19 protein-coding genes, 1 tRNA gene and 3 rRNA genes are annotated in these 25,854 nt (G+C 42.2%); 13 read left to right on the top strand and 10 right to left on the bottom strand.

What is annotated here, in order from left to right:
- Positions 1-37 precede the first annotated feature (37 nt).
- Positions 38-466: a F0F1 ATP synthase subunit epsilon gene (locus ACPEEM_RS10055; protein ID WP_424401973.1), complete on the top strand. Its 429-nt coding sequence runs from the start codon at positions 38-40 to the stop codon at positions 464-466.
- A gap of 56 nt (positions 467-522) precedes the next feature.
- On the opposite strand, the gene tusA is transcribed toward ACPEEM_RS10055, so the two are convergent.
- Positions 523-765 (bottom strand): sulfurtransferase TusA, encoded by a 243-nt coding sequence (tusA, locus tag ACPEEM_RS10050; RefSeq protein WP_424401972.1) that lies wholly within the window; start codon positions 763-765, stop codon positions 523-525.
- Between the two features lie 74 nt (positions 766-839).
- Here tusA and ACPEEM_RS10045 point away from each other — a divergent pair, with 74 nt between their 5' ends.
- The 8 genes from ACPEEM_RS10045 (at position 840) to ACPEEM_RS10010 (ending at position 9,178) form a co-directional block, all read left to right on the top strand.
- Positions 840-1,448 carry a YigZ family protein gene (locus tag ACPEEM_RS10045; RefSeq protein ID WP_424406888.1) on the top strand — a complete coding sequence of 203 codons (609 nt, stop codon included), beginning with the start codon at positions 840-842 and terminating at the stop codon, positions 1,446-1,448.
- 3 nt (positions 1,449-1,451) lie between these two features.
- A complete protein-coding gene (locus ACPEEM_RS10040) occupies positions 1,452-2,915 on the top strand; it encodes a TrkH family potassium uptake protein (protein WP_424401970.1) in 1,464 nt (487 codons plus the stop codon).
- On the top strand, positions 2,915-3,427 hold the full coding sequence (hemG, locus tag ACPEEM_RS10035) for a menaquinone-dependent protoporphyrinogen IX dehydrogenase (protein WP_424406886.1): 513 nt from the start codon (positions 2,915-2,917) through the stop codon (positions 3,425-3,427). The genes ACPEEM_RS10040 and hemG overlap by 1 nt, the downstream gene beginning before the upstream one ends.
- A 435-nt stretch (positions 3,428-3,862) precedes the next feature.
- Positions 3,863-5,404: ribosomal RNA gene (locus ACPEEM_RS10030) — 16S ribosomal RNA — on the top strand.
- Positions 5,405-5,499: 95 nt separating this feature from the next.
- A tRNA-Glu gene (locus tag ACPEEM_RS10025) sits at positions 5,500-5,575 on the top strand.
- Between the two features lie 189 nt (positions 5,576-5,764).
- A 23S ribosomal RNA gene (locus ACPEEM_RS10020) occupies positions 5,765-8,659 on the top strand.
- A gap of 201 nt (positions 8,660-8,860) precedes the next feature.
- Positions 8,861-8,976: ribosomal RNA gene (gene rrf / locus ACPEEM_RS10015) — 5S ribosomal RNA — on the top strand.
- Together the 16S, 23S and 5S rRNA genes with 1 tRNA gene alongside form the textbook arrangement of a ribosomal RNA operon.
- A gap of 31 nt (positions 8,977-9,007) precedes the next feature.
- The gene (locus ACPEEM_RS10010; protein ID WP_424406884.1) at positions 9,008-9,178 is read left to right on the top strand and encodes a hypothetical protein; all 171 of its coding nucleotides are present in this window, start codon (positions 9,008-9,010) and stop codon (positions 9,176-9,178) included.
- 1,194 nt (positions 9,179-10,372) lie between these two features.
- On the opposite strand, the gene ACPEEM_RS10005 is transcribed toward ACPEEM_RS10010, so the two are convergent.
- The 5 genes from ACPEEM_RS10005 to ACPEEM_RS09985 form a co-directional block, all read right to left on the bottom strand.
- Positions 10,373-11,401, bottom strand: a complete 1,029-nt coding sequence (locus ACPEEM_RS10005; protein WP_424406882.1) for a hypothetical protein — start codon at positions 11,399-11,401, stop codon at positions 10,373-10,375.
- A 29-nt stretch (positions 11,402-11,430) separates the two neighbouring features.
- Positions 11,431-12,954, bottom strand: a complete 1,524-nt coding sequence (locus ACPEEM_RS10000; RefSeq protein WP_424404113.1) for a surface lipoprotein assembly modifier — start codon at positions 12,952-12,954, stop codon at positions 11,431-11,433.
- Positions 12,955-13,048: 94 nt separating this feature from the next.
- Positions 13,049-13,645 carry a 16S rRNA (guanine(966)-N(2))-methyltransferase RsmD gene (gene rsmD, locus ACPEEM_RS09995; protein ID WP_424404111.1) on the bottom strand — a complete coding sequence of 199 codons (597 nt, stop codon included), beginning with the start codon at positions 13,643-13,645 and terminating at the stop codon, positions 13,049-13,051.
- A 137-nt stretch (positions 13,646-13,782) separates the two neighbouring features.
- A complete protein-coding gene (locus ACPEEM_RS09990; RefSeq protein WP_424406880.1) occupies positions 13,783-14,820 on the bottom strand; it encodes a hypothetical protein in 1,038 nt (345 codons plus the stop codon).
- A 227-nt stretch (positions 14,821-15,047) separates the two neighbouring features.
- Positions 15,048-16,175, bottom strand: coding sequence for a hypothetical protein (locus ACPEEM_RS09985; protein WP_424406878.1), 1,128 nt, complete (start codon positions 16,173-16,175; stop codon positions 15,048-15,050).
- A gap of 217 nt (positions 16,176-16,392) precedes the next feature.
- Here ACPEEM_RS09985 and ftsY point away from each other — a divergent pair, with 217 nt between their 5' ends.
- The 4 genes from ftsY (at position 16,393) to ACPEEM_RS09965 (ending at position 21,712) form a co-directional block, all read left to right on the top strand.
- Complete coding sequence (ftsY, locus tag ACPEEM_RS09980) at positions 16,393-17,886, top strand: signal recognition particle-docking protein FtsY (RefSeq protein WP_424406876.1); 1,494 nt, start codon at positions 16,393-16,395, stop codon at positions 17,884-17,886.
- Positions 17,887-17,957: 71 nt separating this feature from the next.
- A complete protein-coding gene (ftsE, locus tag ACPEEM_RS09975; RefSeq protein WP_424401963.1) occupies positions 17,958-18,608 on the top strand; it encodes a cell division ATP-binding protein FtsE in 651 nt (216 codons plus the stop codon).
- A 10-nt stretch (positions 18,609-18,618) separates the two neighbouring features.
- Positions 18,619-19,554: a permease-like cell division protein FtsX gene (gene ftsX / locus ACPEEM_RS09970; protein WP_424408255.1), complete on the top strand. Its 936-nt coding sequence runs from the start codon at positions 18,619-18,621 to the stop codon at positions 19,552-19,554.
- 205 nt (positions 19,555-19,759) lie between these two features.
- Positions 19,760-21,712 carry a site-specific recombinase gene (locus tag ACPEEM_RS09965; RefSeq protein WP_424406874.1) on the top strand — a complete coding sequence of 651 codons (1,953 nt, stop codon included), beginning with the start codon at positions 19,760-19,762 and terminating at the stop codon, positions 21,710-21,712.
- A 139-nt stretch (positions 21,713-21,851) separates the two neighbouring features.
- On the opposite strand, the gene ACPEEM_RS09960 is transcribed toward ACPEEM_RS09965, so the two are convergent.
- The 4 genes from ACPEEM_RS09960 to ACPEEM_RS09945 are packed head-to-tail and all read right to left on the bottom strand — an operon-like array spanning position 21,852 to position 25,819.
- Entirely contained in the window at positions 21,852-22,841 is a 990-nt protein-coding gene (locus tag ACPEEM_RS09960; protein WP_424401961.1) for a peptide ABC transporter ATP-binding protein, read from the bottom strand.
- Positions 22,838-23,851 (bottom strand): dipeptide ABC transporter ATP-binding protein, encoded by a 1,014-nt coding sequence (gene dppD, locus ACPEEM_RS09955; protein WP_424401960.1) that lies wholly within the window; start codon positions 23,849-23,851, stop codon positions 22,838-22,840. The genes ACPEEM_RS09960 and dppD overlap by 4 nt, the downstream gene beginning before the upstream one ends.
- Positions 23,852-23,860: 9 nt before the next feature.
- Positions 23,861-24,754, bottom strand: coding sequence for an ABC transporter permease subunit (locus ACPEEM_RS09950; protein WP_424401959.1), 894 nt, complete (start codon positions 24,752-24,754; stop codon positions 23,861-23,863).
- Between the two features lie 60 nt (positions 24,755-24,814).
- Positions 24,815-25,819, bottom strand: coding sequence for an ABC transporter permease subunit (locus tag ACPEEM_RS09945; RefSeq protein ID WP_424401958.1), 1,005 nt, complete (start codon positions 25,817-25,819; stop codon positions 24,815-24,817).
- Positions 25,820-25,854 lie beyond the last annotated feature (35 nt).

Here is a 25,854-nt window from a genome sequence, read left to right as displayed (position 1 = left end):
CTTCTGAAAGCAACTAATCAGGCTTGAAGGAGAAACTATGTCAGTATTTAATTTAACCGTAGTCAGTGCAGAGCAACAGATTTTTTCTGGCAAAGTAGAGAGTGTTCGAGCAAGCGGTATTGAAGGGGAGCTTGGGATTTTAGCTGGGCACACCCCTTTACTCACGGCAATTAAGCCTGGGATCGTGAAGCTTACGCTTGAAGGTGGTCAGGAAGAAGTAATTTATGTTTCTGGCGGTTTTTTAGAAATTCAACCGAATTTAGTGACCGTGTTAGCCGATACGGCAATTCGTGGTGATGAACTTGATGGTGATCGTATTTTAGCTGCGAAAAAACGTGCAGAAGAAAATATTCGCACTCGTCATGGTGATGCAAGCTATGAAATGTTGGCATCAAAACTTTCTAAAGAATTAGCAAAACTTCGTGCTTATGAATTGACGGAAAAACTCGTGAAAAATAACCGCTAATTTGACCGCACTTTAAATACAAAAAAAGACCACATTTGTGGTCTTTTATTTTTTGTTTATTGTTTTCCTTTTTTTACCCAGTACTGAAATGGGATTTGTTCAACTTCGCTTTTCAATAATGTGTGTTCCATGAACTGGCAGAAACTAGGGATATCTCTGGTGGTAGCGGGATCATCTGCAATAATTAATAGAATATCGCCCTCTTTCAAAAAGCGGATATGTTTTCTCACTAACATGACGGGCTCTGGACAGCGTAGGCCCAATGTATCTAAAGTTTGTGTTACGTGAATATCGTTCATTGATTTTTATCGTTTGTCATCTAAATTTAGACGGTATAATACAACAAACTCAAATTACGTAGAAGTTCAATAGGATGATTGAATATAAAATCCCTAAAAGTGCGGTCATTTTTGAAGAAGAAATCAAAAAAAGTCGCTTTATTACCTATCTTCAGCATGTAGAAGGCATGGCTCAAGCAAAAGCATTTTGGCAGCAGATTAAATTGCAGCATCCACAAGCACGTCATCATTGCTGGGCGACGGTTGCGGGTGCACCGAATGATTCTCAACAGTTTGGTTTTTCAGATGATGGTGAACCTGCAGGAACCGCAGGCAAACCGATGTTATCTGCTTTACAAGGGCATAAAATAGGGGAAATTTGTGCAGTGGTTGTGCGTTATTATGGGGGCATTTTGTTGGGCACGGGTGGGTTAGTACGTGCTTATGGTCATGGCGTTCAGCAAGCATTGCATATTTTGGAAACGACGGTAAAAGTTGAACGGAAATCCTATAAAGTGCGGTGTGATTATGGGCAAATTAATCGCTTACAGTTACTTTGTGAAAAACAAGATGTGGTCATTTTCGACCAACACTTTGCGGATAGTGTGAAGTTTGAGTTAGGGATCAGAGATGATAAACTGACGGCATTTGAACACGCCCTCATTGAATGTTTTAGTGGGCAGTTACAATTAGAAAGAGAGTAAGTTTTGAGAATATTATCCATTATTCGAATTGTTGGCATTCTTGTGATGTGCTTTTCCCTTACCATGTTAGCCCCAGCTTTTGTCGCATTACTGTATGGCGATGGGGGCGGGAAAGCGTTTATGCAGACGTTTGTGATGAGTTCCATTGTGGGGATGTTGTTGTGGTGGCCTTGTCATCATCACAAAGAAGAATTGCGTTCTCGAGATGGTTTTTTAATTGTGGTGGCATTTTGGCTTGTTCTGGGGAGTATCGGGGCAATTCCTTTTATGCTATTTGAAAAACCCCACCTTTCTTTTTCTTCTGCGATTTTTGAGTCTTTCTCTGGTTTAACCACGACAGGTGCCACTGTGATTGAAGGGTTAGATCAACTGCCTAAAGCGATTTTATTTTATCGACAACTGCTTCAATGGCTTGGTGGTATGGGGATCATTGTCTTAGCTGTCGCCATTATTCCTTTATTAGGTATTGGTGGAACACAGCTATACCGAGCAGAATCTTCGGGGCCATTAAAAGAACAAAAGTTACGCCCTCGTATTGCAGAAGTGGCAAAACTCTTATGGATTTTATATTTCTCATTAACCGTGCTTTGTGCGATTGCTTATTGGTTTGCTGGCATGAATGCATTTGATGCGATCGGACATAGTTTTTCAACCGTAGCAAATGGTGGATTTTCAACGCATGATGCGAGTATGGGGTATTTTAACAATGCCAATATTTACTTAATTACAACCGTATTTATGCTAATTGCAGGGGTAAATTTTAATTTGCATATTGCGGCGTTCAGTTATATAGGAAAACAAAATATCTGGAAAAATTACTGGCGAGATCCAGAATTCCGTTTTTTCTTAGCCATGCAAATCCTATTTATTTTGTTATTTTCTCTCTCTCTCTATTTTTATCATTTTATTCCTGATCTAAAAGATGCCTTTATTCAAGGTTCGTTACAGTTAACCTCCATGTCTATGACCGCAGGTTATACCATTTTTGACATTAATAGCTTACCTGCTTTTTCTGCTATGTTATTGGTCATCGCCAGTATTATTGGTGGTTGTGGCGGATCAACAACAGGCGGACTGAAAACGATCCGTGTGTTAATTCTGTGGTTACAAGTCAAAAGAGAATTGCGTAGCTTAGTGCATCCTAACCTCGTGCAACCTATTAAGTTAGGTCAAAATATTTTACCTATTCGGATGTTAGAAAGTATTTGGGCATTTTTAATGATTTTTATTTTGGTGTATTGGGTGTGTGTATTTGCGGTTATTCTGTGCGGAATGAATGTATTTGATGCCATGGGTGCGGTGTTTGCCACGCTAACCAATGCAGGCCCTGGGCTTGGTGTTGTGCATCAAGATTTCTTTAATGTACCAGAAAGTGCCAAAATGGTCTTTGCTTTTGCCATGATTTGTGGGCGTTTAGAAATTTTCTCACTCCTTGTCCTTTTTACCCCAACTTTTTGGAAAGAATAATGAAAACATTCATTCTGTATTCAAGCCATGATGGCCAGACAAAAAAAATAGCCCAATTTATTGCCACAAAACTCAGTGGTGAAGTTCATGTTCAGTCATTGACTGAAGAGACGGATATTACAGAAGCAGACAGGGTATTAATTGGTGCCTCAATCCGTTATGGACATTTCAATAAGGTACTGAATAAATTTATTCAAAAACAGACCGCACTTTTAAACCAAAAGCACAGTGCGTTCTTTGCTGTAAATTTAACTGCCCGTAAATCGGGAAAAGATACCCCAGAAACCAATGTGTATGTCAGAAAATTTTTACAACGTATTGACTGGCAGCCACATTTATCTGCGGTTTTTGCAGGGGCATTATTGTATCCTCGCTATTCTTTTTTTGATCGCACGATGATTCGTTTAATCATGAAAATAACGGGAGGCGAAACCGACACCAGCAAAGAAGTGGAATATACCGATTGGACAAAAGTCAACGCTTTTGCACAACAAATTGAAACGTTGAAATAACTCGCAATTCTTGTTTGTTTTTATTACAAAAAAATCAATATCGCTCAATAAATCATCGACCGATAAAAAAAATAAAAAAAGCACTTGATTGTCATGCTGAAATCCCTATAATGCACCTCCGCACCGCAAGGGTGGCAAGCAAAAAGAAAGTGAAGGTGGCTGAAAGGTCAAATGCTTTTAAAGGTCTTGAAAAATAGTAAATTTTTTAAGAAAAATTGCTTGACATGAAAATTGAATTTGATTATTATTTTCATCCTTGCTTAATGCAACGCTCTTTAACAATCTAACAGACAATCTGTGTGGGCACTTGTTGATTGATTTCATTTAGAAAAGATTTTTAAAATTGAAGTCTTAATAGGTGCTTAAACTGAAAATTCATTAACTTATGAAGTAAATGTAAACTTTAGCTAAGCAGTTTATTGAGCGATTGAACTTGAATTGAAGAGTTTGATCATGGCTCAGATTGAACGCTGGCGGCAGGCTTAACACATGCAAGTCGAACGGTAACAGGGAGAAAGCTTGCTTTCTTTGCTGACGAGTGGCGGACGGGTGAGTAATGCTTGGGGATCTGGCTTATGGAGGGGGATAACTGTGGGAAACTGCAGCTAATACCGCGTAATCTCTGAGGAGTAAAGGGTGGGACCTTTTGGCCACCTGCCATAAGATGAGCCCAAGTGGGATTAGGTAGTTGGTGGGGTAAAGGCCTACCAAGCCGACGATCTCTAGCTGGTCTGAGAGGATGACCAGCCACACTGGAACTGAGACACGGTCCAGACTCCTACGGGAGGCAGCAGTGGGGAATATTGCGCAATGGGGGGAACCCTGACGCAGCCATGCCGCGTGAATGAAGAAGGCCTTCGGGTTGTAAAGTTCTTTCGGTAATGAGGAAGGGATGTTGTTTAATAGATAGCATCATTGACGTTAATTACAGAAGAAGCACCGGCTAACTCCGTGCCAGCAGCCGCGGTAATACGGAGGGTGCGAGCGTTAATCGGAATAACTGGGCGTAAAGGGCACGCAGGCGGACTTTTAAGTGAGATGTGAAATCCCCGAGCTTAACTTGGGAACTGCATTTCAGACTGGGAGTCTAGAGTACTTTAGGGAGGGGTAGAATTCCACGTGTAGCGGTGAAATGCGTAGAGATGTGGAGGAATACCGAAGGCGAAGGCAGCCCCTTGGGAATGTACTGACGCTCATGTGCGAAAGCGTGGGGAGCAAACAGGATTAGATACCCTGGTAGTCCACGCTGTAAACGCTGTCGATTTGGGGATTGGGCTTTAAGCTTGGTGCCCGAAGCTAACGTGATAAATCGACCGCCTGGGGAGTACGGCCGCAAGGTTAAAACTCAAATGAATTGACGGGGGCCCGCACAAGCGGTGGAGCATGTGGTTTAATTCGATGCAACGCGAAGAACCTTACCTACTCTTGACATCCAAAGAATCCTGTAGAGATACGGGAGTGCCTTCGGGAGCTTTGAGACAGGTGCTGCATGGCTGTCGTCAGCTCGTGTTGTGAAATGTTGGGTTAAGTCCCGCAACGAGCGCAACCCTTATCCTTTGTTGCCAGCGATCCGGTCGGGAACTCAAAGGAGACTGCCAGTGACAAACTGGAGGAAGGTGGGGATGACGTCAAGTCATCATGGCCCTTACGAGTAGGGCTACACACGTGCTACAATGGTGCATACAGAGGGCGGCGAGACGGCGACGTTGAGCGAATCTCAGAAAGTGCATCTAAGTCCGGATTGGAGTCTGCAACTCGACTCCATGAAGTCGGAATCGCTAGTAATCGCAAATCAGAATGTTGCGGTGAATACGTTCCCGGGCCTTGTACACACCGCCCGTCACACCATGGGAGTGGGTTGTACCAGAAGTAGATAGCTTAACCTTCGGGAGGGCGTTTACCACGGTATGATTCATGACTGGGGTGAAGTCGTAACAAGGTAACCGTAGGGGAACCTGCGGTTGGATCACCTCCTTAACCGAAAATGGAACGACTGCAAGTGTTCACACAGATTGTTTAGTTAGATTGTATGAATGAAGCACATGGCAAAGTGGAGAGCATCTTTACATGTTGTCCCCATCGTCTAGAGGCCTAGGACATCGCCCTTTCACGGCGGTAACCGGGGTTCGAATCCCCGTGGGGACGCCATTTAAAGATGACTTTTGTTGTCTTTATTGTTCTTTAAAAAATTGGAAACAAGCTGAAAAACTGAAGAGATTTTCGAAAGAAAGTCTGAGTAGAAAAAATCTTGCATGAAAAAAAGGCATGCAAGTGTTTAGTGTCTAAACAGCAACATCAGGTAAGTATACGTTTGTATAAGAATACTTGAGGTTGTATGGTTAAGTGACTAAGCGTACAGGGCGGATGCCTTGGCAATCAGAGGCGAAGAAGGACGTGCTAATCTGCGAAAAGCTTGGATGAGTCGATAAGAGGCGTTTAATCCAAGATATCCGAATGGGGAAACCCAGTAGATGAAGAATCTACTATCTCTTGCTGAATACATAGGCAAGAGAGGCGAACCGGGAGAACTGAAACATCTAAGTACCCCGAGGAAAAGAAATCAACCGAGATTCTGTAAGTAGCGGCGAGCGAAAGCGGAAGAGCCAGTAAGTTTTAGCGATGATATTAGAGGAATTGGCTGGGAAGCCAAATCAAAGAGGGTGATAATCCCGTACTCGAAAATGTTATTGTGGAACTAAGCTTACGATAAGTAGGGCGGGACACGAGAAATCCTGTTTGAAGATGGGGGGACCATCCTCCAAGGCTAAATACTCCTGATTGACCGATAGTGAACCAGTACTGTGAAGGAAAGGCGAAAAGAACCCCGGTGAGGGGAGTGAAATAGAACCTGAAACCCTGTACGTACAAGCAGTGGGAGCCCGAAAGGGTGACTGCGTACCTTTTGTATAATGGGTCAGCGACTTATATTTTGTAGCGAGGTTAACTGAATAAGGGAGCCGAAGGGAAACCGAGTCTTAACTGGGCGTTGAGTTGCAAGGTATAGACCCGAAACCCGGTGATCTAGCCATGGGCAGGTTGAAGGTTGGGTAACACTAACTGGAGGACCGAACCGACTAATGTTGAAAAATTAGCGGATGACTTGTGGCTGGGGGTGAAAGGCCAATCAAACCGGGAGATAGCTGGTTCTCCCCGAAATCTATTTAGGTAGAGCCTTGAGCGGACACCTTCGGGGGTAGAGCACTGTTTCGGCTAGGGGTCCATCCCGGATTACCAACCCGATGCAAACTGCGAATACCGAAGAGTGATACTCAGGAGACACACGGCGGGTGCTAACGTTCGTCGTGGAGAGGGAAACAACCCAGACCGCCAGCTAAGGTCCCCAAGTCTATATTAAGTGGGAAACGAAGTGGGAAGGCTTAGACAGCTAGGATGTTGGCTTAGAAGCAGCCATCATTTAAAGAAAGCGTAATAGCTCACTAGTCGAGTCGGCCTGCGCGGAAGATGTAACGGGGCTCAAATATAGCACCGAAGCTGCGGCATCAGATGTAAATCTGTTGGGTAGGGGAGCGTTGTGTAAGTCGATGAAGGTGAATTGAGAAGTTTGCTGGAGATATCACAAGTGCGAATGCTGACATAAGTAACGATAAAACGAGTGAAAAACTCGTTCGCCGGAAGACCAAGGGTTCCTGTCCAACGTTAATCGGGGCAGGGTGAGTCGGCCCCTAAGGCGAGGCTGAAAAGCGTAGTCGATGGGAAACGGGTTAATATTCCCGTACTTGGATAAACTGCGATGTGGGGACGGAGAAGGTTAGGTTAGCAGACTGTTGGATGTCTGTTTAAGGCGGTAGGTGGAAGACTTAGGCAAATCCGGGTCTTCATAACACTGAGAACTGATGACGAGGTGCTACGGCACTGAAGTAACTGATACCACGCTTCCAGGAAAAGCCACTAAGCTTCAGGTTTATCTAAACCGTACTGAAAACCGACACAGGTGGTCAGGTAGAGAATACTCAGGCGCTTGAGAGAACTCGGGTGAAGGAACTAGGCAAAATAGCACCGTAACTTCGGGAGAAGGTGCGCTTACGGTAATTGTAGGAGTAAACCTCTGAAGGTGAAGTAAGTCGAAGATACCAGCTGGCTGCAACTGTTTATTAAAAACACAGCACTCTGCAAACACGAAAGTGGACGTATAGGGTGTGATGCCTGCCCGGTGCTGGAAGGTTAATTGATGGTGTTATCGAAAGAGAAGCTCCTGATCGAAGCCCCAGTAAACGGCGGCCGTAACTATAACGGTCCTAAGGTAGCGAAATTCCTTGTCGGGTAAGTTCCGACCTGCACGAATGGCATAATGATGGCCAGGCTGTCTCCACCCGAGACTCAGTGAAATTGAAATCGCCGTGAAGATGCGGTGTACCCGCGGCTAGACGGAAAGACCCCGTGAACCTTTACTATAGCTTGACACTGAACATTGAATTTTGATGTGTAGGATAGGTGGGAGGCTTTGAAGCAGTGACGCCAGTCATTGTGGAGCCATCCTTGAAATACCACCCTTTAACGTTTGATGTTCTAACGAAGACCCTGAAACGGGGTCTCGGACAGTGTCTGGTGGGTAGTTTGACTGGGGCGGTCTCCTCCCAAAGCGTAACGGAGGAGCACGAAGGTTTGCTAATGACGGTCGGACATCGTCAGGTTAGTGCAATGGTATAAGCAAGCTTAACTGCGAGACAGACAAGTCGAGCAGGTGCGAAAGCAGGTCATAGTGATCCGGTGGTTCTGAATGGAAGGGCCATCGCTCAACGGATAAAAGGTACTCCGGGGATAACAGGCTGATACCGCCCAAGAGTTCATATCGACGGCGGTGTTTGGCACCTCGATGTCGGCTCATCACATCCTGGGGCTGAAGTAGGTCCCAAGGGTATGGCTGTTCGCCATTTAAAGTGGTACGCGAGCTGGGTTTAGAACGTCGTGAGACAGTTCGGTCCCTATCTGCCGTGGGCGTTGGATGATTGATTGGGGCTGCTCCTAGTACGAGAGGACCGGAGTGGACGCATCACTGGTGTTCCAGTTGTCTCGCCAGAGGCATTGCTGGGTAGCTAAATGCGGAAGAGATAAGTGCTGAAAGCATCTAAGCACGAAACTTGCCAAGAGATGAGTCATCCCTGACTTAAAGTCAGTAAGGGTTGTTGTAGACTACGACGTAGATAGGTTGGGTGTGTAAGTGTAGTGATACATTGAGCTAACCAATACTAATTGCCCGAGAGGCTTAACCATACAACGCTCAAGTATTTTTGGGTGTTGATGCTAAATGAAGTGATACGAAGACGAATGCGAAGAGACGCGGAAAGTAAGTAGAAGAGCTCTGATAGACAGCTTGTTTCTGATTAAAGTGCGAGAGTGAAGAAAGTACAACAGCAGCAAAGCAGAGAATAAAGAACAGAAGAGAAAAGACAAGAGAGAACATCAAAGGAATATCTTGGCGGCGATAGTGCAGTGGACCCACCTAAATCCATGCCGAACTTAGAAGTGAAACGCTGTTACGCCGATGGTAGTGTGGGGTTTCCCCATGTGAGAGTAGGTCACCGCCAGGTCTGAATGAAGAGAAACCTCAAGTAGCGATACTTGGGGTTTTTTGTTTTTGGGAAAATAAACAGGAAAAAAGAAGTAAAAAAAGAAGTAAAAAAAGAAGTAAAAAAAGAAGTAAAAAAAGAAGTAAAAAAAGAAGTAAAAAAAGAAGTAAAAAAAGAAGGAAAAAAGAAGGAAAAAAGAAGGAAAAAAGTAAAAAGGAAATAAAAAATCATGCAGAAGCAGAAGCAGAAGCAGAAGCAGAAGCAGAAGCAGAAGCAGAAGCAGAAGCAGAAGCAGAAGCAGAAGCAGAAGCAGAAGCAGAAGCAGAAGCAGAAATAGAAATAGAAACTGTAGCAAAAACAAGGAAAAATCAGGGAAAGAAAGCGAGCTAAAGAGAACTAGAGAATCAGAGAAATAAAGAGAAACAAAAAAGGAATAAAAATACCCAACAGTTACCCCTGTATTCCCCATATCCAACCCATACCGCCCCACACCCATTTGAACAAAACTTTCTTAAAATCACCCGCACTTTTACACCCCAAATGAAGGATTTTATCTCCCACTTTTTTATTTGAATCTTTGAGACTCATTATTTTGTTGAGCTCAGTATTAAGTTAGCTCGTTACTTTTCAAGCGAGTTGATATATAGCACTATTGAGCTGTGTGTTTATTATTTAGTGTAATGTAAGAATGTAGAAAAGTGGATTTGAAGCCTCATAGTACAAGGTTTTAGACCATATTTTGAAAATGAATAAAACCTTGTCCTTACTGCCAATATTCTATTATCCATCAACATGGGTTGAAAAATACAGGCAGCGTTATAAATGTATTTATTGCAATAAAAGATTCCCCTTCCCAAATAAATGGAGTCCTAACGATATTGAGTTTGATTCTTCTGAAGGAAAAACTATATAAACTATCAAAATTATTGAAATGAATACTCTGATAAATCTCATAAAAAGTCATTTTTATGATAAACATAAAGGTTTAAGGAGGGCTTTTGTGAGTTTGAAATATGATAAAAAATATTTAGTTACCTTTGAAAAACATTTGGGATTTAATATGGATAAAACAATAAATTAGTTAGAAAGGCTATTTAGTAAACTGAAAAGAAAATTGATAAATCACAATAGATTAAGTAAAAAGCGTAAGATAATGTTTATAAAGGATTTTTTAAATAATAAAAGTTGCTAATAATCTAAAAAAATATTATTAGCAACCATTTTGTCCACTTGAAAGCGTTTTGGACTTTTTAGCAACTATTTTGTCCATTACACCGTAAAAAAGCGTTACTTATCTTTTTTACAGGGTAAGTAACGCTTTTATGCATAATAAACAATGCGTAATTTTAAAACTTTTTTAAAAGGTACCGCACTTTTATTATTTTCTCTATGATAAAACCTGTTGGTTTATTTGAGATTATTTAGTTTTGCTCGGTTGTTGAGCCTCTTTTTTCTCAAGACCTAATACACCCCAGTATTTTTCATTTCCACCTTTGCCGACTATGTATTTGTGATCTTGATTATCTTCACCTTTAATAAAGTGTAAATCTACTGCAATGCGATCGGGCGAATAGGCACGCGTATCTAGCTCAACAAAAGAACCTGGTAAAAATTTCACTTTTGGGCTGAGTACCGCTTGGTTTGGTTTTTCGTCGATGCTAATTTCAAATAATTTTTCATCACTATCACGCTCTAAAATTTGACCAGTCGCTTTACCCGCTTTGTAATTGAGCGAAGCTCTTCCTGTTATAGGGAGATTAGGGTTGGTTGAGGTGGCGAATAAAAATTTGCCTTCGTAATGAGCCGTAAGTTGATGGAGATTATTGTGATTTTCGTTTTCTTTTTTAAAGGCATACACATAAATATTTTCCACTCGATTCATATCTTGTGTATTGCGGTAGAAGCCATAATACACATCTTCATCAAGTAAATTGAAAACGTAATGTGGCCCTGATTGACTGTCTTGATTAATGCCTTTTGTCAGTGTGATTTCTTTAATCTCTTTTTTAATGATGTTTGGATCTTCTTCTGCCACGGCTTTTGGATTTTCGTATAAGAAATAGGTTGGCACTGCGTCTTTATGATAAGAAAAATCGGCACTTACGCCTTTAGAGACAGATTCCCCATACCAAGTAGGATCTTTTTTATCGAAAGGGGTTTTAGGTTGGTTGGTTTGTGGTTTTGCAGAATAAAAATCCACTTTATTGGCAGGTGAAGCAACATGAACAACCTTATTGTTGGCTGGTGAGGCAACATGCACATTGTTTTCAGGTTGTGCCACTTCTTGGGGTTGTGCAACAACCGCTAAGGCAGGTGCATCTGCTTGGTTATCCACAGCAACAGGCCGGTTAGGGTTGTTCCCACCATGCCCACCGCCACCACCACAAGCGACGACAAGAGAAGAAAGACAGAAAAGGGTGAGTGCTTTATAAGCAGAATTTGTCATATTTATTCCTTTCAGAAAAAAGTAAAAAATTAAAAGTTCTTACTGACACTCAAATAAATCCGATTACGATCATAACGTGCAAAAGGGTTATTGCTGTCAGTTTTCTGATATGACCACGTAATTTTTGGCGTAATCCCTAGCCAGTGAATACTACGATGCCATATTGTGAGATTTATGCCATATTCATGATTTTTTTGTGCAAATTTAAAGAAATTTGGTGCAAAAATCGCATCTTGTCTTGCTGACGGCATGCGATATGAACGTTTGGCATAATTAACTTGCAAGCGGGTTGAAATCCCTTTTGGCCACTCTTGCCCCCAACCTAAACGCACACCACGGCGATCAAACGCATTGGCTTTCCAATGTGCATTTTTGCGATACCAATCCCCCCCAATAAACCAATATTGTTGGCTATTTGGGAAATACATTAAGGTATTGGATAGGGAATAAAGATTACCGTTTGATTTTTTACGTTCAGGATTGAGGTAACGTTGTTCACCATATTCAAGTATGGTGGAAACTTTCCAGTTTTGCTTTAACCAATGGTCAAGCATAAATGACACGCCACTGGTTTTCGAATAGCGATGTAAAGTGCGGTCATTTTCTTTTGCATTTTCGCCACCAACATACCAAAACTGCTCCATATAAGGGATGAGTTTGGCTTCTGTTTGCACGTTGCGGTAGCCTGCACCTAAACCAACGCGTGACGAAAATTCATCATATTTATGATTATCCCAGTAATATTTACCGTTAATATCGCCATTAAACTCGGCAAAGAAACCTTTTGCTAAGGACCATGTTTTTGTCGCACCGACATAATAACTGATGCCTTCAGCCGCTTCAGGTTGGCTAGAGGGGGTAAAACCATCGGCTTTGGTGCCTTTTTTAGGGGCATTATTCACATTTTTTTCACGTAAATAATTGCCGCCACCATAAATATTCCAACTATCTTGTTCCTGAATGGCACTGAGATAGCCATCAATAATTTGTGTGAGTTGGGGCGGTAAATTTTCTGCACGCAATTGGTTAAATTGCCCTGTTGCCGCTTCATATTCACGGTTTTGTGTCAAGGCAATGGCAAGTTGTAAACGTGCTGGTTGAAGTTTGGGTTCTTGGGCAATGATTTCACGATAAAGTCGGATAGATTGACTTAAATTGCCTTGTTTCTTTGCCACCATGGCTTTTGCCCATTTGAGTAATAGCGGATCTTGTTCAGCTAATTTTTCATAAATAGGCAATAATAGCTCCACGCCACGCTGATCATTATTTTTTAATGCGGGGATTAATGCCCGAATCACTAAATCTGGTCGTTGACTTAACTGTTCTGCGGTTAAGGAAAGTTGGTTGCTTGGCGTATTATCAGAACCAGAAGTGCGAGTTTGGGAAGACATGTGTTTAGGGGGTAAGGTGGAGGCGGGGCGAAAGGTTTCATCTGGGCGAGTATTGTCCACCGTAATCACTTTGTCTGCCCAAGCCATTGCACTGATCAGGCTTGAGATGAGGCATAAAGAGCCAGAAGTGGTTAAAAAAGAAAGCGTTTTATGTTTCATAATATAGTCATTCCAAAAATAAGGCGCAGGATAATACAGAAAAATGGCATGGAGAACAAGTCATACCACATAAAAAATAGGGGAATTCTGTTGTGGATTAGGCGTTTTTTGCCGAGCAATATAAGCGATAGCAGACTTGCCCAGTGATCTTTTCTTTTAATACCACCCAATTGTCTGGCGTATGAATGGGCTGATCTTTTTCCGTTTCCACATAAATCAACGCCTCAGGCTTAAGCCAATGATGTTGTGCTAACAGATCGATGGTTTGTTGGGCGAAACCAAAGTGAAAAGGCGGATCAATAAACACAATATCAAAGTGCGGTTGATTTTGGGGTTGATTTAAAAATAGCAAACTGTTTTGATTGATCACTTTGGCTTGTTTGTCATCGCATTTTAAGCTAGCGAGGTTTTTACTGAGCTGTATTGCCACGGTTTTTTCCTTTTCTAAAAAGGTTACCTGTTTGGCTTGGCGAGACAGGGCTTCTATGCCGAGAGAGCCACTGCCTGCAAAGCAATCTAAGCAGACGGCATCGACAATATAAGGCATCAGCCAGTTAAATAAGGTTTCTTTTACCCGATCACCTGTTGGGCGTAATCCTTCGGAGGAAAGCACAGGCAACTTACGTCCACGCCATAAACCCGCAATAATACGCACTTCACCTTTTAAGGTGTGAGAGGGAGATTTTTTTTTCATCATTTCAGGAAGGTTCTGTTTTCAAGTGCCTATGATAAGGCGAAGTTAAAATGAGATTAGGGCGGAATACCGCCCTAAATTAGGTTGTTAAGTTTAAAGAAGAATTCTCGCCTTGTCTTGTTTTTCTAGACTAAGGATTAATTACCTTGTTTTTCTGCATATAAAACACCCACAAACCCAACGTCTTTTGTGTGAGTACCTTGGCTTGGTGTGGCTTTTACCGCACCAAACAGATATTTACGTTCGCGACCGTCTTTCTCTGGTGAGACAAAGGTGACTGACATCCCAGCCTTTTGGTTAGGGCTAATCGTCGTGCCTGAATGAGAAATATCTTTTGTTGATTCAATCACTAAATTTCTCTCACGTCCTGTAATAGCAAATAATTTGTGTTTTCCCGTTGCATTGTCTTTGTTATAGATCCCGCCCGTGACATCACCGTTTTTATAAGCTACTTCCGCTTCGCCCGATTTCACAACATTATTGCTAGTCTGATCTGACAAACTGTATGGGCTATAAAGAAATTCGCCTTTATAGTTTGCGGTGTAATGTGATTCTAATGGCAAATCTTGAATCACATCATTGTCGACGGAATAAATAAATTGATAATGACGCCCTAGCTTATCTATTTGTGCACGTTGGCGATAACCATAATAAGCTTTTTTATTCTCTAGTAAGGTAAATTTATAACCCTCTCCACTCAATTCTTTCCCTTTCAGTTCAAGTTGTTTAATATGCTCCGTTGTTTTTTCTCGATTTTGATCATCGGTTTCTGTGGTGAAGGTATAAACATTAATTTGCTTATCACCTGCATCTTTAGCAGAACAATCATCACTTGGAGAGACACAGCTAACTGAAAAGTAGCCTCCAACTTCTCCTAAAAATGCTAAATTCATGTTTTGTTTTTTACGGATGATGTTTGATGTGACAGAGGGGTCAAGCAATTTATCTTTTGTGTTGACATCGTTGTCTTTTTTTGTGGTTGATTCGGTGTTCTCCTGCTTTTTGCTTGGAGGAGGATTAGATTCTGAAGGGAGATTTGGAATATCAGATGGGTTGATATTGGCTATATCACTAGGGGCATTGTCTGGAATAGGTGGGGTATCGCTCCCACCGCCACAAGCGATTAATAAACTGGATAAACCAAATAGCAGACTCACTTTCATTATACGATTCATAAGGATTCCTTTTCTGTATTCAAACTAAATATCATTGGTGCTGCGTGTGACTTCCTCATACGCCATGAATATTTTATGACATGCATAAAAATTATCCATAATTATAACCGTAACGATTCAGGAAAGTAACGTTATTTTATGTTAGTGTGGTGAAAATGCAGCCAAGGGTGGTTGAAAAATAGAAAAAATAAGGCGGAATATTTCCGCCTTAATATAGATTATTTATTTTACTTTTTTTCTGCAAAAAGCACGCCAACCCAGCCTGTTTGATTACTGCCACCATCACTTTTCCCAGAACCTAGCAGATATTTATGGTCGTTTGCACCTTTAGATGAGTCAATAAAGTGAACATTAATAGTTCCTTTTTGTTTGGGAGAAATAGCAGAACCTGAACCTACAATATCCTCTGTTGATTCAACAACTAAGCTTGTGCCATTACCTGTAATGTTAAAAATAGCATTGGTTTGTTCATTTGGATTATAAACTTTTCCTTCTACTTTCCCTTCTGTGTAAGTTAAATTAACATTCCCCGTTCTCTTCTGTTGATTATCTGAAGCCTTTGAGAAACTGAGAGGGGCATAAATGAACCCGTTATTTTTACTATACTGAGCAGAATAATTTGCTGGAATATTATCATTAATTACATCATTATTAATGGAATACAATAAATCATACTGAATTCCTGAACCTTCGCTATTTGCTCGTTGGCGGTAACCAAAATAAAAATCACCATCATCACCACCTAATAAATAGAAAGAATAATTCTCACCAGAGTTTTTTGATTTAGTATTATTTTTTACATCATCTATATTATTTAAAGTAAGAACTAATTCTTGTTCTGTTCCTTTTGTTTTTTCCACCGTTGAAAACTTTTTATCTTCAAAATTTGAGAGCTTATAAACAAGAGCCGTTTTTCCATTCCCACCCACAGTACAAAAATCCTTCGTTTCACAACGCCCAGTCCAAACATTTGTTCTTGGTTTATTCATTTCTGCCACATCACGCTTATTTCGATCTTGCGATTGTACAGGTTCTTCCACGTTTGGTTGATTTTCAGCTTTAGGTGGCTCAGATACTGCTAGTGGCTGTGATGATGACACTTGAACAGTCGGTTCAGTCGGGTTTTTCTTATTGTCTGCAGACACGTTTGCTTCTGCTTTTGGTGCAGTTTCGGTCTTCTCACTTTTCTTTGGAGGGGTTTGAGATTGAGTCTGTGGCAGTGCTTGCACTTGTGGATTGATTGGTTGTGCTGCATTGTCAGCTGGGGCGTTAGCTGCACCGCCACCACCGCCGCCACAAGCGACTAACAGGGTTGATAATCCTAATGTACTCATTTTGATGATTGACTTTTTCATATTCTACTCCTTGAATAATGTTAAAAATAAGCGTTCGCTCATCTTGAGTTAAAAGTGTTGCGAATTTTACACCTTTTAATTTTTTTTACATGCAAAATTTGCTGATTTGAATCAATTTTTCGTGAATTAGGTGATATTTTTTTCATCTTCCTTTATTCAATGTTAAAATGCCCTATTCATTTTACCCTTAAGATAGTTAATTAAATGAGAGCGAATTATGGCGTCGGAAAATAAAAAAGGTGGCTTTTGGTCTTGGTTAGGTTTAGGCAAGAAGAAAGACACTCAAGACGAAGCACAAACACAATCATCTTCAGCACCCTCTTCAATTGAATCATCTCCTACAAGCGAAACGGATCACACTACAGACACTGAACACACCTCGGTGCAAAGTGCGGTGGATTTTGAAAAGAGTTTGCCTGAAGCCACAGAGCAAGTAGCAAAAATCCCATCAGATCTTGCAGAAAGCACGGATCAGCCGACCACGCCTGAAGCAGAAAAGCTTGAGGCGGTAGCGGCGGATGTGGCAAGGGAAAACGAGGAGATGGCATCTGTCTCATTGGTTGAACCTCAAACAGAAAGTGACACACAGCCTGAAAGTACCGCACGAGAAGCGAAAGAAGAGCAAAAAGAAGAAGGCGAACAGAAAGAAGAAAACGAACAAAAAGAAGAAAACGAACAAAAAGAAGAAAGTGAACAAACGGATCAAACTAAGGCAACAGCAGAAGAAAACGCCGTTAACCTTGTAGAGACTGCACAGCCCCATCCGCAAGAGCAAGAAAAACCTAGTGAAGGGGGCTTTTTTAGTCGGTTAGTGAAAGGGTTATTAAAAACCAAACAAAATATTGGGGCAGGTTTTCGCAGTTTCTTTTTAGGGAAGAAAATTGATGATGAATTATTTGAGGAACTTGAAGAACAGCTTTTAGTGGCTGATTTAGGTGTGCCTACAACCAGCAAAATTATTCATAATTTAACGCAACATGCTAGCCGTAAACAGTTACAAGATGCCGAGTTGTTGTATCAACAATTAAAAGTGGAAATGGCGTCTATTTTAACCCCAGTGGCACAGCCTTTAGTGATCGACCATAGTAAAAAACCGTATGTGATTTTGATGGTGGGGGTCAATGGCGTGGGGAAAACCACCACCATCGGGAAATTAGCTCGTAAATTCCAACAGGAAGGGAAATCGGTCATGTTAGCCGCAGGGGATACGTTCCGTGCCGCAGCGGTAGAACAATTACAAGTGTGGGGCGAACGTAATCATATTCCTGTGGTGGCACAGGCAACGGGGGCGGATTCCGCATCTGTGATTTTTGATGCGATGCAATCGGCAGCCGCGCGTGGTGTAGATGTGTTGATTGCCGATACCGCAGGGCGTTTACAAAATAAAAACCATTTAATGGATGAATTGAAAAAAATTGTCCGTGTAATGAAAAAATATGATGAGACCGCACCGCACGAAATTATGCTCACTCTGGATGCAGGGACAGGGCAAAATGCCATTAGCCAAGCGAAATTGTTCCATGAAGCGGTGGGGTTAACGGGCATTAGCTTAACCAAATTAGATGGCACCGCAAAAGGTGGGGTCATTTTTGCGATTGCAGATCAATTCAATTTGCCTATTCGCTATATTGGCGTGGGCGAGAAAATCGAAGATTTGCGTGAGTTTAAGGCAGATGAATTTATTGAAGCCTTGTTTACCCATGAGGAATAATCGCATTTACTCAATGTGAAGGGATCAAGCCCGCTTGATATCAATGATAATACGATAAGTAAGATGAAATAATGATTAGATTCTCAAATGTCAGTAAAGCCTATCTTGGCGGCAAGCCTGCATTACAAAATGTAAGCTTTCATTTACCTGTGGGCAGTATGACCTATGTTGTCGGGCATTCTGGTGCGGGGAAAAGCACCTTGTTGAAGTTAATTATGGGCATGGAGCGTGCTAATGGCGGGCAAATTTGGTTTAACGGCCATGATATTACTCGTCTTTCTTCCCATGAAATCCCTTTTTTACGCCGTCAAATCGGCATGGTGCATCAAGATTATCGCTTATTAGTGGATCGTTCCATTGTCGATAATGTGGCATTGCCTCTGATTATTGCAGGCATTCATCCGAAAGAAGCGGAAACTCGAGCACTTGCTTCCTTAGATCGTGTGGGCTTGCGTGATCGGGCACATCACTTACCTGTTCATCTTTCTGGTGGGGAACAGCAACGGGTGGATATTGCACGGGCGATTGTGCATAAACCTCAGCTGTTATTAGCCGATGAGCCAACGGGGAATTTAGATAACGCCTTATCCGTTGAGATTTTTAGTTTGTTTGAAGACCTCAATCAGCTCGGTATGACTGTGCTGATTGCCACCCATGATTTAGGCATTATTCAGCAAAAACCAAAACCCTGCTTAGTGCTTGAGCAAGGTTATTTACGTTAAGGGGAAAATGATGACTGCTCGTCGTATTGATGCACCTTTTTGGATTCAAATCCAGTATGTATTACGAGGCGTGTTTGCCGATTTAATGAAACGCCGTTTTGGCACGTTGCTGACCATTCTGGTGATTGGGGTTTCCCTCACCATTCCTTTGGTCAGCTATTTATTATGGAAAAATATTCATCATGCCACGACGGCATTTTACCCAGAAAGTGAACTCACCGTGTATTTGCACAAAACCTTAAGTGAAGAAGATGCCAATGTGGTGGTGGAAAAAATCCGTCAACAAGACGGCGTGGCGTCATTAAACTATATTTCACGACAAGAAAGTTTAAAGGCGTTTCGGGATTGGTCTGGCTTTAACCACGAATTGGATATTTTAGATGATAATCCCCTGCCTGCGGTGGTGATGGTGAAGCCCACGGCACAATATCATGCCTCGCAAAAGCGAGCAACATTGCGTCAGAACCTTGATAAAATCAAAGGGGTGCAAGAAGTCCGTTTAGATAATGATTGGCTAGAAAAACTCACCGCCCTGACATGGCTAGTGGCACATGTTGCGATTTTTTGTGCACTATTAATGGCATTAGCCGTGTTTTTAGTGATTGGCAACAGCATTCGCTCGGATGTGTACAGCAGCCAAGCCAATATTGCAGTCATGAAATTATTAGGGGCAACAGATCAATTTGTCCTACGTCCATTTTTATACACAGGCATGATTTACGCCGTTTTAGGTGGCTTATTTGCTTGCTTGTTAAGTGCGTTAGTGATCGGCTATTTCACCAGTGCGGTTAAATATGTGACGGATATTTTTGCCGTCAGTTTTGAATTGAACAGCCTCAATTTCGCCGAATTTTTATTTACCTTGATCGTGTGCGTTTTCGTCGGTTACCTCAGTGCATGGCTTGCTGCCACACGCCATATTGCCTTGTTGGAGAAAAAAAGCTAACGCACCATGGTCTGAATGTTTCATTTCTTCAAGGTGGGGTTGCCCACCTTGCCTCCGTCTTGTGCTTACGAATAAAAAAATTAAAAAAGCACCGCACTTTGCTTTCCTATATTTTTTCCTGTGTTGATTTTTTAACAACAAATTGTTTTTTTTCTCAGTTAACTCATTTATGCTATACGCCCTTTTATGCGAGATATAAAACGTTATGATTGAAAAATGTAATTTAGATTCCCGTAATATCGCTCCCTTTTTGCAAGCCCAAGTTGAAAAGCAAGATGCGTTCACTTTACTCAATGGCTTATGCCAATGGCTACGAGCAGGAGGCGAAAAACACGCAAGCACCGCATTACAACAACTTAGCGAGCTTTTAAGTCAAGATGAAGCCTTATGTGAAAAGGTCAGCAGCACATTATGCCAATGGATTTGCCAAATGCGTCTTTACCCCCTCTTTGTCAGCTGTGGTATTTGGGGACGAGAAGGTTTCGGGCGTGAAATTAAAGGGCGTTTGTATGAAAAAATCAATCCCGCCTTTAAAGATCTCAATGATTTAAGAGATATTTTCTTTATCCTTTTTTGCGAAAAGAGTGATGTGAAATGGATGAAGGCAATTCCTATTCAAGCATGGGTGAACTTGCTTGATATTTTATCTGCCAAAAGCAGTGCCAAAGATCGAGAAAATGTACATAACCATTTACGTTATGAAGGGTTACTCGCCATTGAAATGTTAGCCATTTGGATTGCGGCAGAAGAACTGGAACCTGAGCTTATTCGCCTAGAACCGACTTTATTAAATGCGGACTCCCCTTTTGTTGCCTTGCATCGAGAAGTGAGTCATTGGGTGCAAGCCAGACAAAAACACGAAGAATACAACGATGATCACTTGCAAGTGATGTTTGAGCAGTGTTGGGATCAAATTGAACGGATTCAACGCCGTTGTGCCAGCTTAGGGTCAACCTTAGGGGTTGCCCATCTCTTAACTCGTTTACGCCAAACCCTCGAACGTTTATCGGTGTTAATGGATGTCTTTCAAAGTGAACGTTTAATACCAAACCGAATTTTAATGTTATCAGGTATGTTGGCGATCGCCTCTGCCGAAAGCCACAGCACCATGGCATTGTGGAAACAGAGCGTAAAACTGCTTGCACGCAGTATCACACAAAACAAAAGCGATCATGGTGAACATTACATCACACGAGATGGCAAAGAATACCGCAGTATGTTCTATTCTGCGGCAGGTGGTGGCATTTTAATTGCATTTATGGCGTTATTTAAAATGTATTTGGGCGATTGGATTGCCGACCCTGTTTGGCGTGGTATTGCCGAAGGCTTAAATTACGGCATTGGCTTCACCTTAATTTTTATCTTACATGGCACCGTTGCTACCAAACAGCCTGCGATGACAGCCGCCCGTTTTGCGGACATGGTGGAAAACGAACAAGGTAAATCCGTCAATATGACTCTTGCCCAACTGCTGATTGATGTATTTCGTTCCCAAAGTATTGCCGTATTGGGGAATGTTACCTTGGCGATTTCCGTTGCCTGTTTAGTGGCATTGGGGTATCAGCATTATGTAGGACAGCCTTTATTAACAGAAGCAGAGATTTTATACCAACAAAAAGCCATTGATCCCATGAAAGGCACCTTATGGTTTGCCGCCATTGCAGGGGTTTGGCTATTCTTTTCGGGTATCATTGCGGGGTATTTTGACAACCGCAGTCATTATCTCAACGCAAATATGCGGTTACGTCACCACCCACTTTTACGCCGTATCTTGCCTAGCAAAATCCGTGATTGGTTTGCTCAATATTGGCATGATAATTATGGCTCCATTATGGGGAACCTCTGTTTTGGTTTATTATTGGGCTTAACAGGCGTGGCGGGGTATGTATTAAATTTACCCCTTGATATTCGCCATGTGGCGTTTTCCTCTGCCAATTTAGGTTATATGGCAATCAGTGGCAATTTCACATGGCAACTGTTTTTACAAGGTTTAGGCTTCGTCTTGCTGATCGGTATTGTCAACTTATGTGTGAGTTTTTCCATTGCCCTTTGGGTGGCACTTCGCTCCCTCGAAACGCAAATCGACAGCTGGTGCGATATCGCAAAATGCCTCTGGAAACTCATCAAACAACGCCCATTATCGTTGTTTATTCCTTAAACCTCTATCTTCACAAGCGGACAACAGTCCGCTTTTTTTATGCCTTCATACCGCCCAACACCCCAAAAGTGCGGTGGTTTTTGGAAAAGTTTTCATGACCACCGCACTTTTTTCTTGTTAGCCTTCAGGTGAAATAGGGTTATTCTTCCACCATAAAGCAGGCAATTTTAATGCCATCTGCGTAGGTTTTGAGGGTTGGTTGGCTTGTTCGACACTGGTCGGTGGCTTTGTGGCAACGGGTGTGAAACGCACAGCCCACAGGCGGATTAAGTGGACTCGGTAACTCACCAGTGAGCTTAATTCGCTCACGGCGATGTGTTGCCGCTAAGCGTGGTGTGGCGGAAAGTAACGCTTGTGTATAAGGGTGGCGTGGGTTGCCAAAAATCTTTTGGGTTTCGCCTTGTTCCACACAGCGACCTAAATACATCACCATCACTTCATCGGCAATGTGTTCCACCACAGATAAATCATGGGAAATAAACACATAAGACAAGCCCATTTCATCTTGTAAATCCATCATCAGATTTAACACCTGTGCCCGCACCGACACGTCTAATGCGGAAACAGGCTCATCTGCCACAACAATATCAGGCTGAAGCATTAAGCCCCTTGCGATAGCAATACGTTGGCGTTGTCCACCTGAAAACATATGTGGATAACGATCGTAGAACTCCGCTTTTAATCCCACTTTTGCCATCATTTCTAGCACCTTTTCTTTGCGGGCTTTGGCAGATAAATTCGTGTTAATCAACAACGGTTCTTCTAAAATCGCTCCCACTTTTTTACGAGGATTTAAAGACGCATAGGGATTTTGGAAAACAATTTGGATTTTTTTACGGCGTAAACGTTGTGTTTCTTTATCGTTAACCAAAAAGTTTTGCCCTTTATAAAATAAATCCCCTTCTGTTGGTGATTCAATCATGGTGAGCATACGCCCGAGGGTGGATTTTCCACAGCCAGACTCACCTACAATGGCAAGGGTTTTGCCTCGCTCTAAGGTAAACGACACGCCATCAATGGCTTTAACCCATTTCGTGGGGGCAAACATCCCTTTTTTGACGGGATAATATTTTTTTAACCCAATGGCATCAAGCAATGGGGGCTGATGTGGTTGTGTTTCTTTGATCATAATCTGTCTCCCCCAACTGTTTCACGGATGACACGAGTGGGTTTACCTGTGGCATCTAATGGTGTGTGGCATTTGACTTGTCGTCCCTCGAGCATTTTCATCTCGGGTTCTTGCTGACGACACTGCTCTGTTGCGTATGGACAACGGGGGTTGAGTAAACAGCCTGTTGGGCGATCATATTTGCCAGGCACCACGCCGGGTAAGGATTGTAAACGGGATTTTCCTTCCGAAAATTCGGGTAAGGCTTTTAATAATGCTTGTGTATAAGGGTGAAGTGGGGCGGTAAAGATGTCTTCCGCTTTTCCTTCTTCTACCACTTGGCCTGCATACATCACAATAATGCGATGGGCAGATTCTGCCACTAACGCCAAATCATGGGTAATTAAAATCAACGCCATATTTTCTTTGCGTTGTAAGGTTAATAATAAGTCAATGATTTGTGCTTGAATGGTCACATCTAATGCGGTTGTGGGTTCATCGGCAATCAATAATTTCGGATTGCAAGCAATCGCCATGGCAATCATCACACGTTGGCTCATGCCACCAGATAATTGATGCGGATAAACCTCTAAACGAGATTCAGGATCAGGAATCCCCACTAAGGTGAGCAATTCTACCGCTCGGGCATAACGGCTTGCCTTGTTTCCACCTTGATGCACTTTCAGCACTTCCATGATTTGATAACCAACGGTAAAACTTGGGTTTAAACTGGTCATCGCATCTTGGAAGATCATGGAAACATCCGCTCCCATGATTTTTTGTTTTGCTTTTGGGCTTAATCCCAATAAATCTGTGCCGTTAAAGGTTAATGAACTTGCTTGAACACGCCCAGGATAATCAATCAAGCCCATAATGGCTAATGAGCTGACCGATTTCCCCGAACCAGACTCGCCCACAATGCCAAGCACTTCGCCTTCATTGACTTGATAACTCACACGATCCACTGCTTTGAACGGGGTATTTTTGTCGCCAAAATGTACCGACAGTTGGTCTACATTTAATAAAGCCATGTTTCCCCCTTATTGTTTTAACTTTGGATCAAGTGCATCACGTAAACCATCACCCATCAGGTTGAAGGCAAGCACAAGGGAAAGAATAGCAAGGCCTGGAATGGTTACAAGCCAGTTAGCGGTTTGCATAAAGCCTCGAGATTCAGCCAACATGGTGCCTAATTCAGGTGTAGGGGGCTGAGCACCAATGCCTAAGAAGCCTAATGCGGCTAATTCTAAAATTGCATTAGAAATGCCCATGGTCATTTGCACGATTAAGGGGGCTAAACAGTTAGGTAAAATCACAATAAACATTAAACGCAACACGCCAGCCCCTGCCACACGAGAGGCGATCACATAATCACGATTTTTTTCACTTAACACTGAGGCACGAGTTAAACGTACATAACTTGGAATTGACACCACAGCAATGGCAATGGCGGCATTTATTAAGGACGGGCCGAGAATGGTTACCACGCCAATGGTTAATAATAAACTGGGAATTGCTAGCATAATATCCACAAACCGCATGATAAAGGTATCGATCACGCCACCATAATAGCCTGCTAATAAACCGAGAATCACCCCAAACACGCAAGATAACAACACAATCACCAACCCAATAAAGACGGATAATCGAGCACCATAAATAATGCGTGAGAGAATATCCCGTCCAATATCATCAGTGCCCAGTAAATAGGCACTTTGTCCCCCTTCAAACCAAGCGGGAGGCAATAATAAGGCACTGCGATTTTGTTCAATCGGATCAAACGGTGCCACATAAGCTGCAAAGATGCTGGCGAAAAATACAATGGCAATAAAAGCTAAACCAATCACCGCCCCACGATTTTGGCAAAAATAGTACCAAAATTCTTGCAACGGGGTTTTCGGTGCTGGCGAGGTTATTTCTGTCGTTACAGACATACATCACTCCAGATAATATTCATAAGGAAAATCCAAAACTTTTCTCAAAATGACCGCACTTTAAGTGTGGCGGATTCTTGGATTCACGATACCGTATAAAAGGTCTACAATTAAATTCACTAAAATAATCAAGGTCGCAATAATTAGCACTGCACCTTGTAAGACAGGGTAATCTCGAGCGTTAATGGCATCAATCACCCATTTCCCAATGCCCGGCCACGAGAAAATATTTTCTGTTAATACCGCACCAGACAATAATTGCCCAATAATCAACCCCACAATGGTCACCACAGGAATTAAGGCATTGCGTAACGCATGGATCATCACAACACGTGTGGTATTCAATCCTTTGGCTTTGGCAGTGCGAATATAATCTTCACCTAACACTTCTAACATAGAAGAACGGGTCATACGGGTAATAATGGCTAAAGGAATCGTGCCGAGCACAATGGAAGGGAGCACGAGGGATTTTATCGCAGCCAAAAATGCACCAGGTTCATCTGAACGCCAGGTGTCAATGAGCATAAAGCCTGTATCTGCCTCGATCCAATATTCTGCGGGCAAGCGTCCCGATGCGGGTAAGCCTAAGGGCGTGGAAAAATACAAAATTAAAATTAACCCCCACCAGAAAATAGGCATGGAATACCCTGTTAAGGATAGAGAAGTCACCACATGGGAAATCCACGAGTCTTTTTTCACTGCTGCAATCACCCCCAAAATAATGCCGAAAAATAACGACCACGACAGGGCGAAAAATGCCAACTCAACTGTGGCAGGAAACAGGGTAAAAAATTCTTTTAGCACGGGTTCATTGTTACGAAAAGAATTGCCTAAATCCCCTTGTAACACCCCTTTGATATAACTGAAATATTGTTCAGGTAAAGGGCGATCTAAGCCTAACTGTGCCATCATATGTGCATGAATTTCAGGCGACAAGCCACGTTCTCCCATACGGATTTCAATGGGATCCCCAGGGATTAAATGCACTAAAGCAAAAGTAATTAAGGTGATTGCAAAAAAGGTTGGAATCACCATGAAAATGCGTTTAAGAATAAATTGAAACATGAATTAATCTCTATTTACGTTTTATGTTTTGGTGT

It is taken from the genome of Pasteurella pantherarum (assembly GCF_049670885.1).
Lineage (GTDB): Bacteria > Pseudomonadota > Gammaproteobacteria > Enterobacterales > Pasteurellaceae > Pasteurella.
Note: the sequence above shows the minus strand (reverse complement) of the source record. Positions and strands in the feature narration are given on the sequence as shown.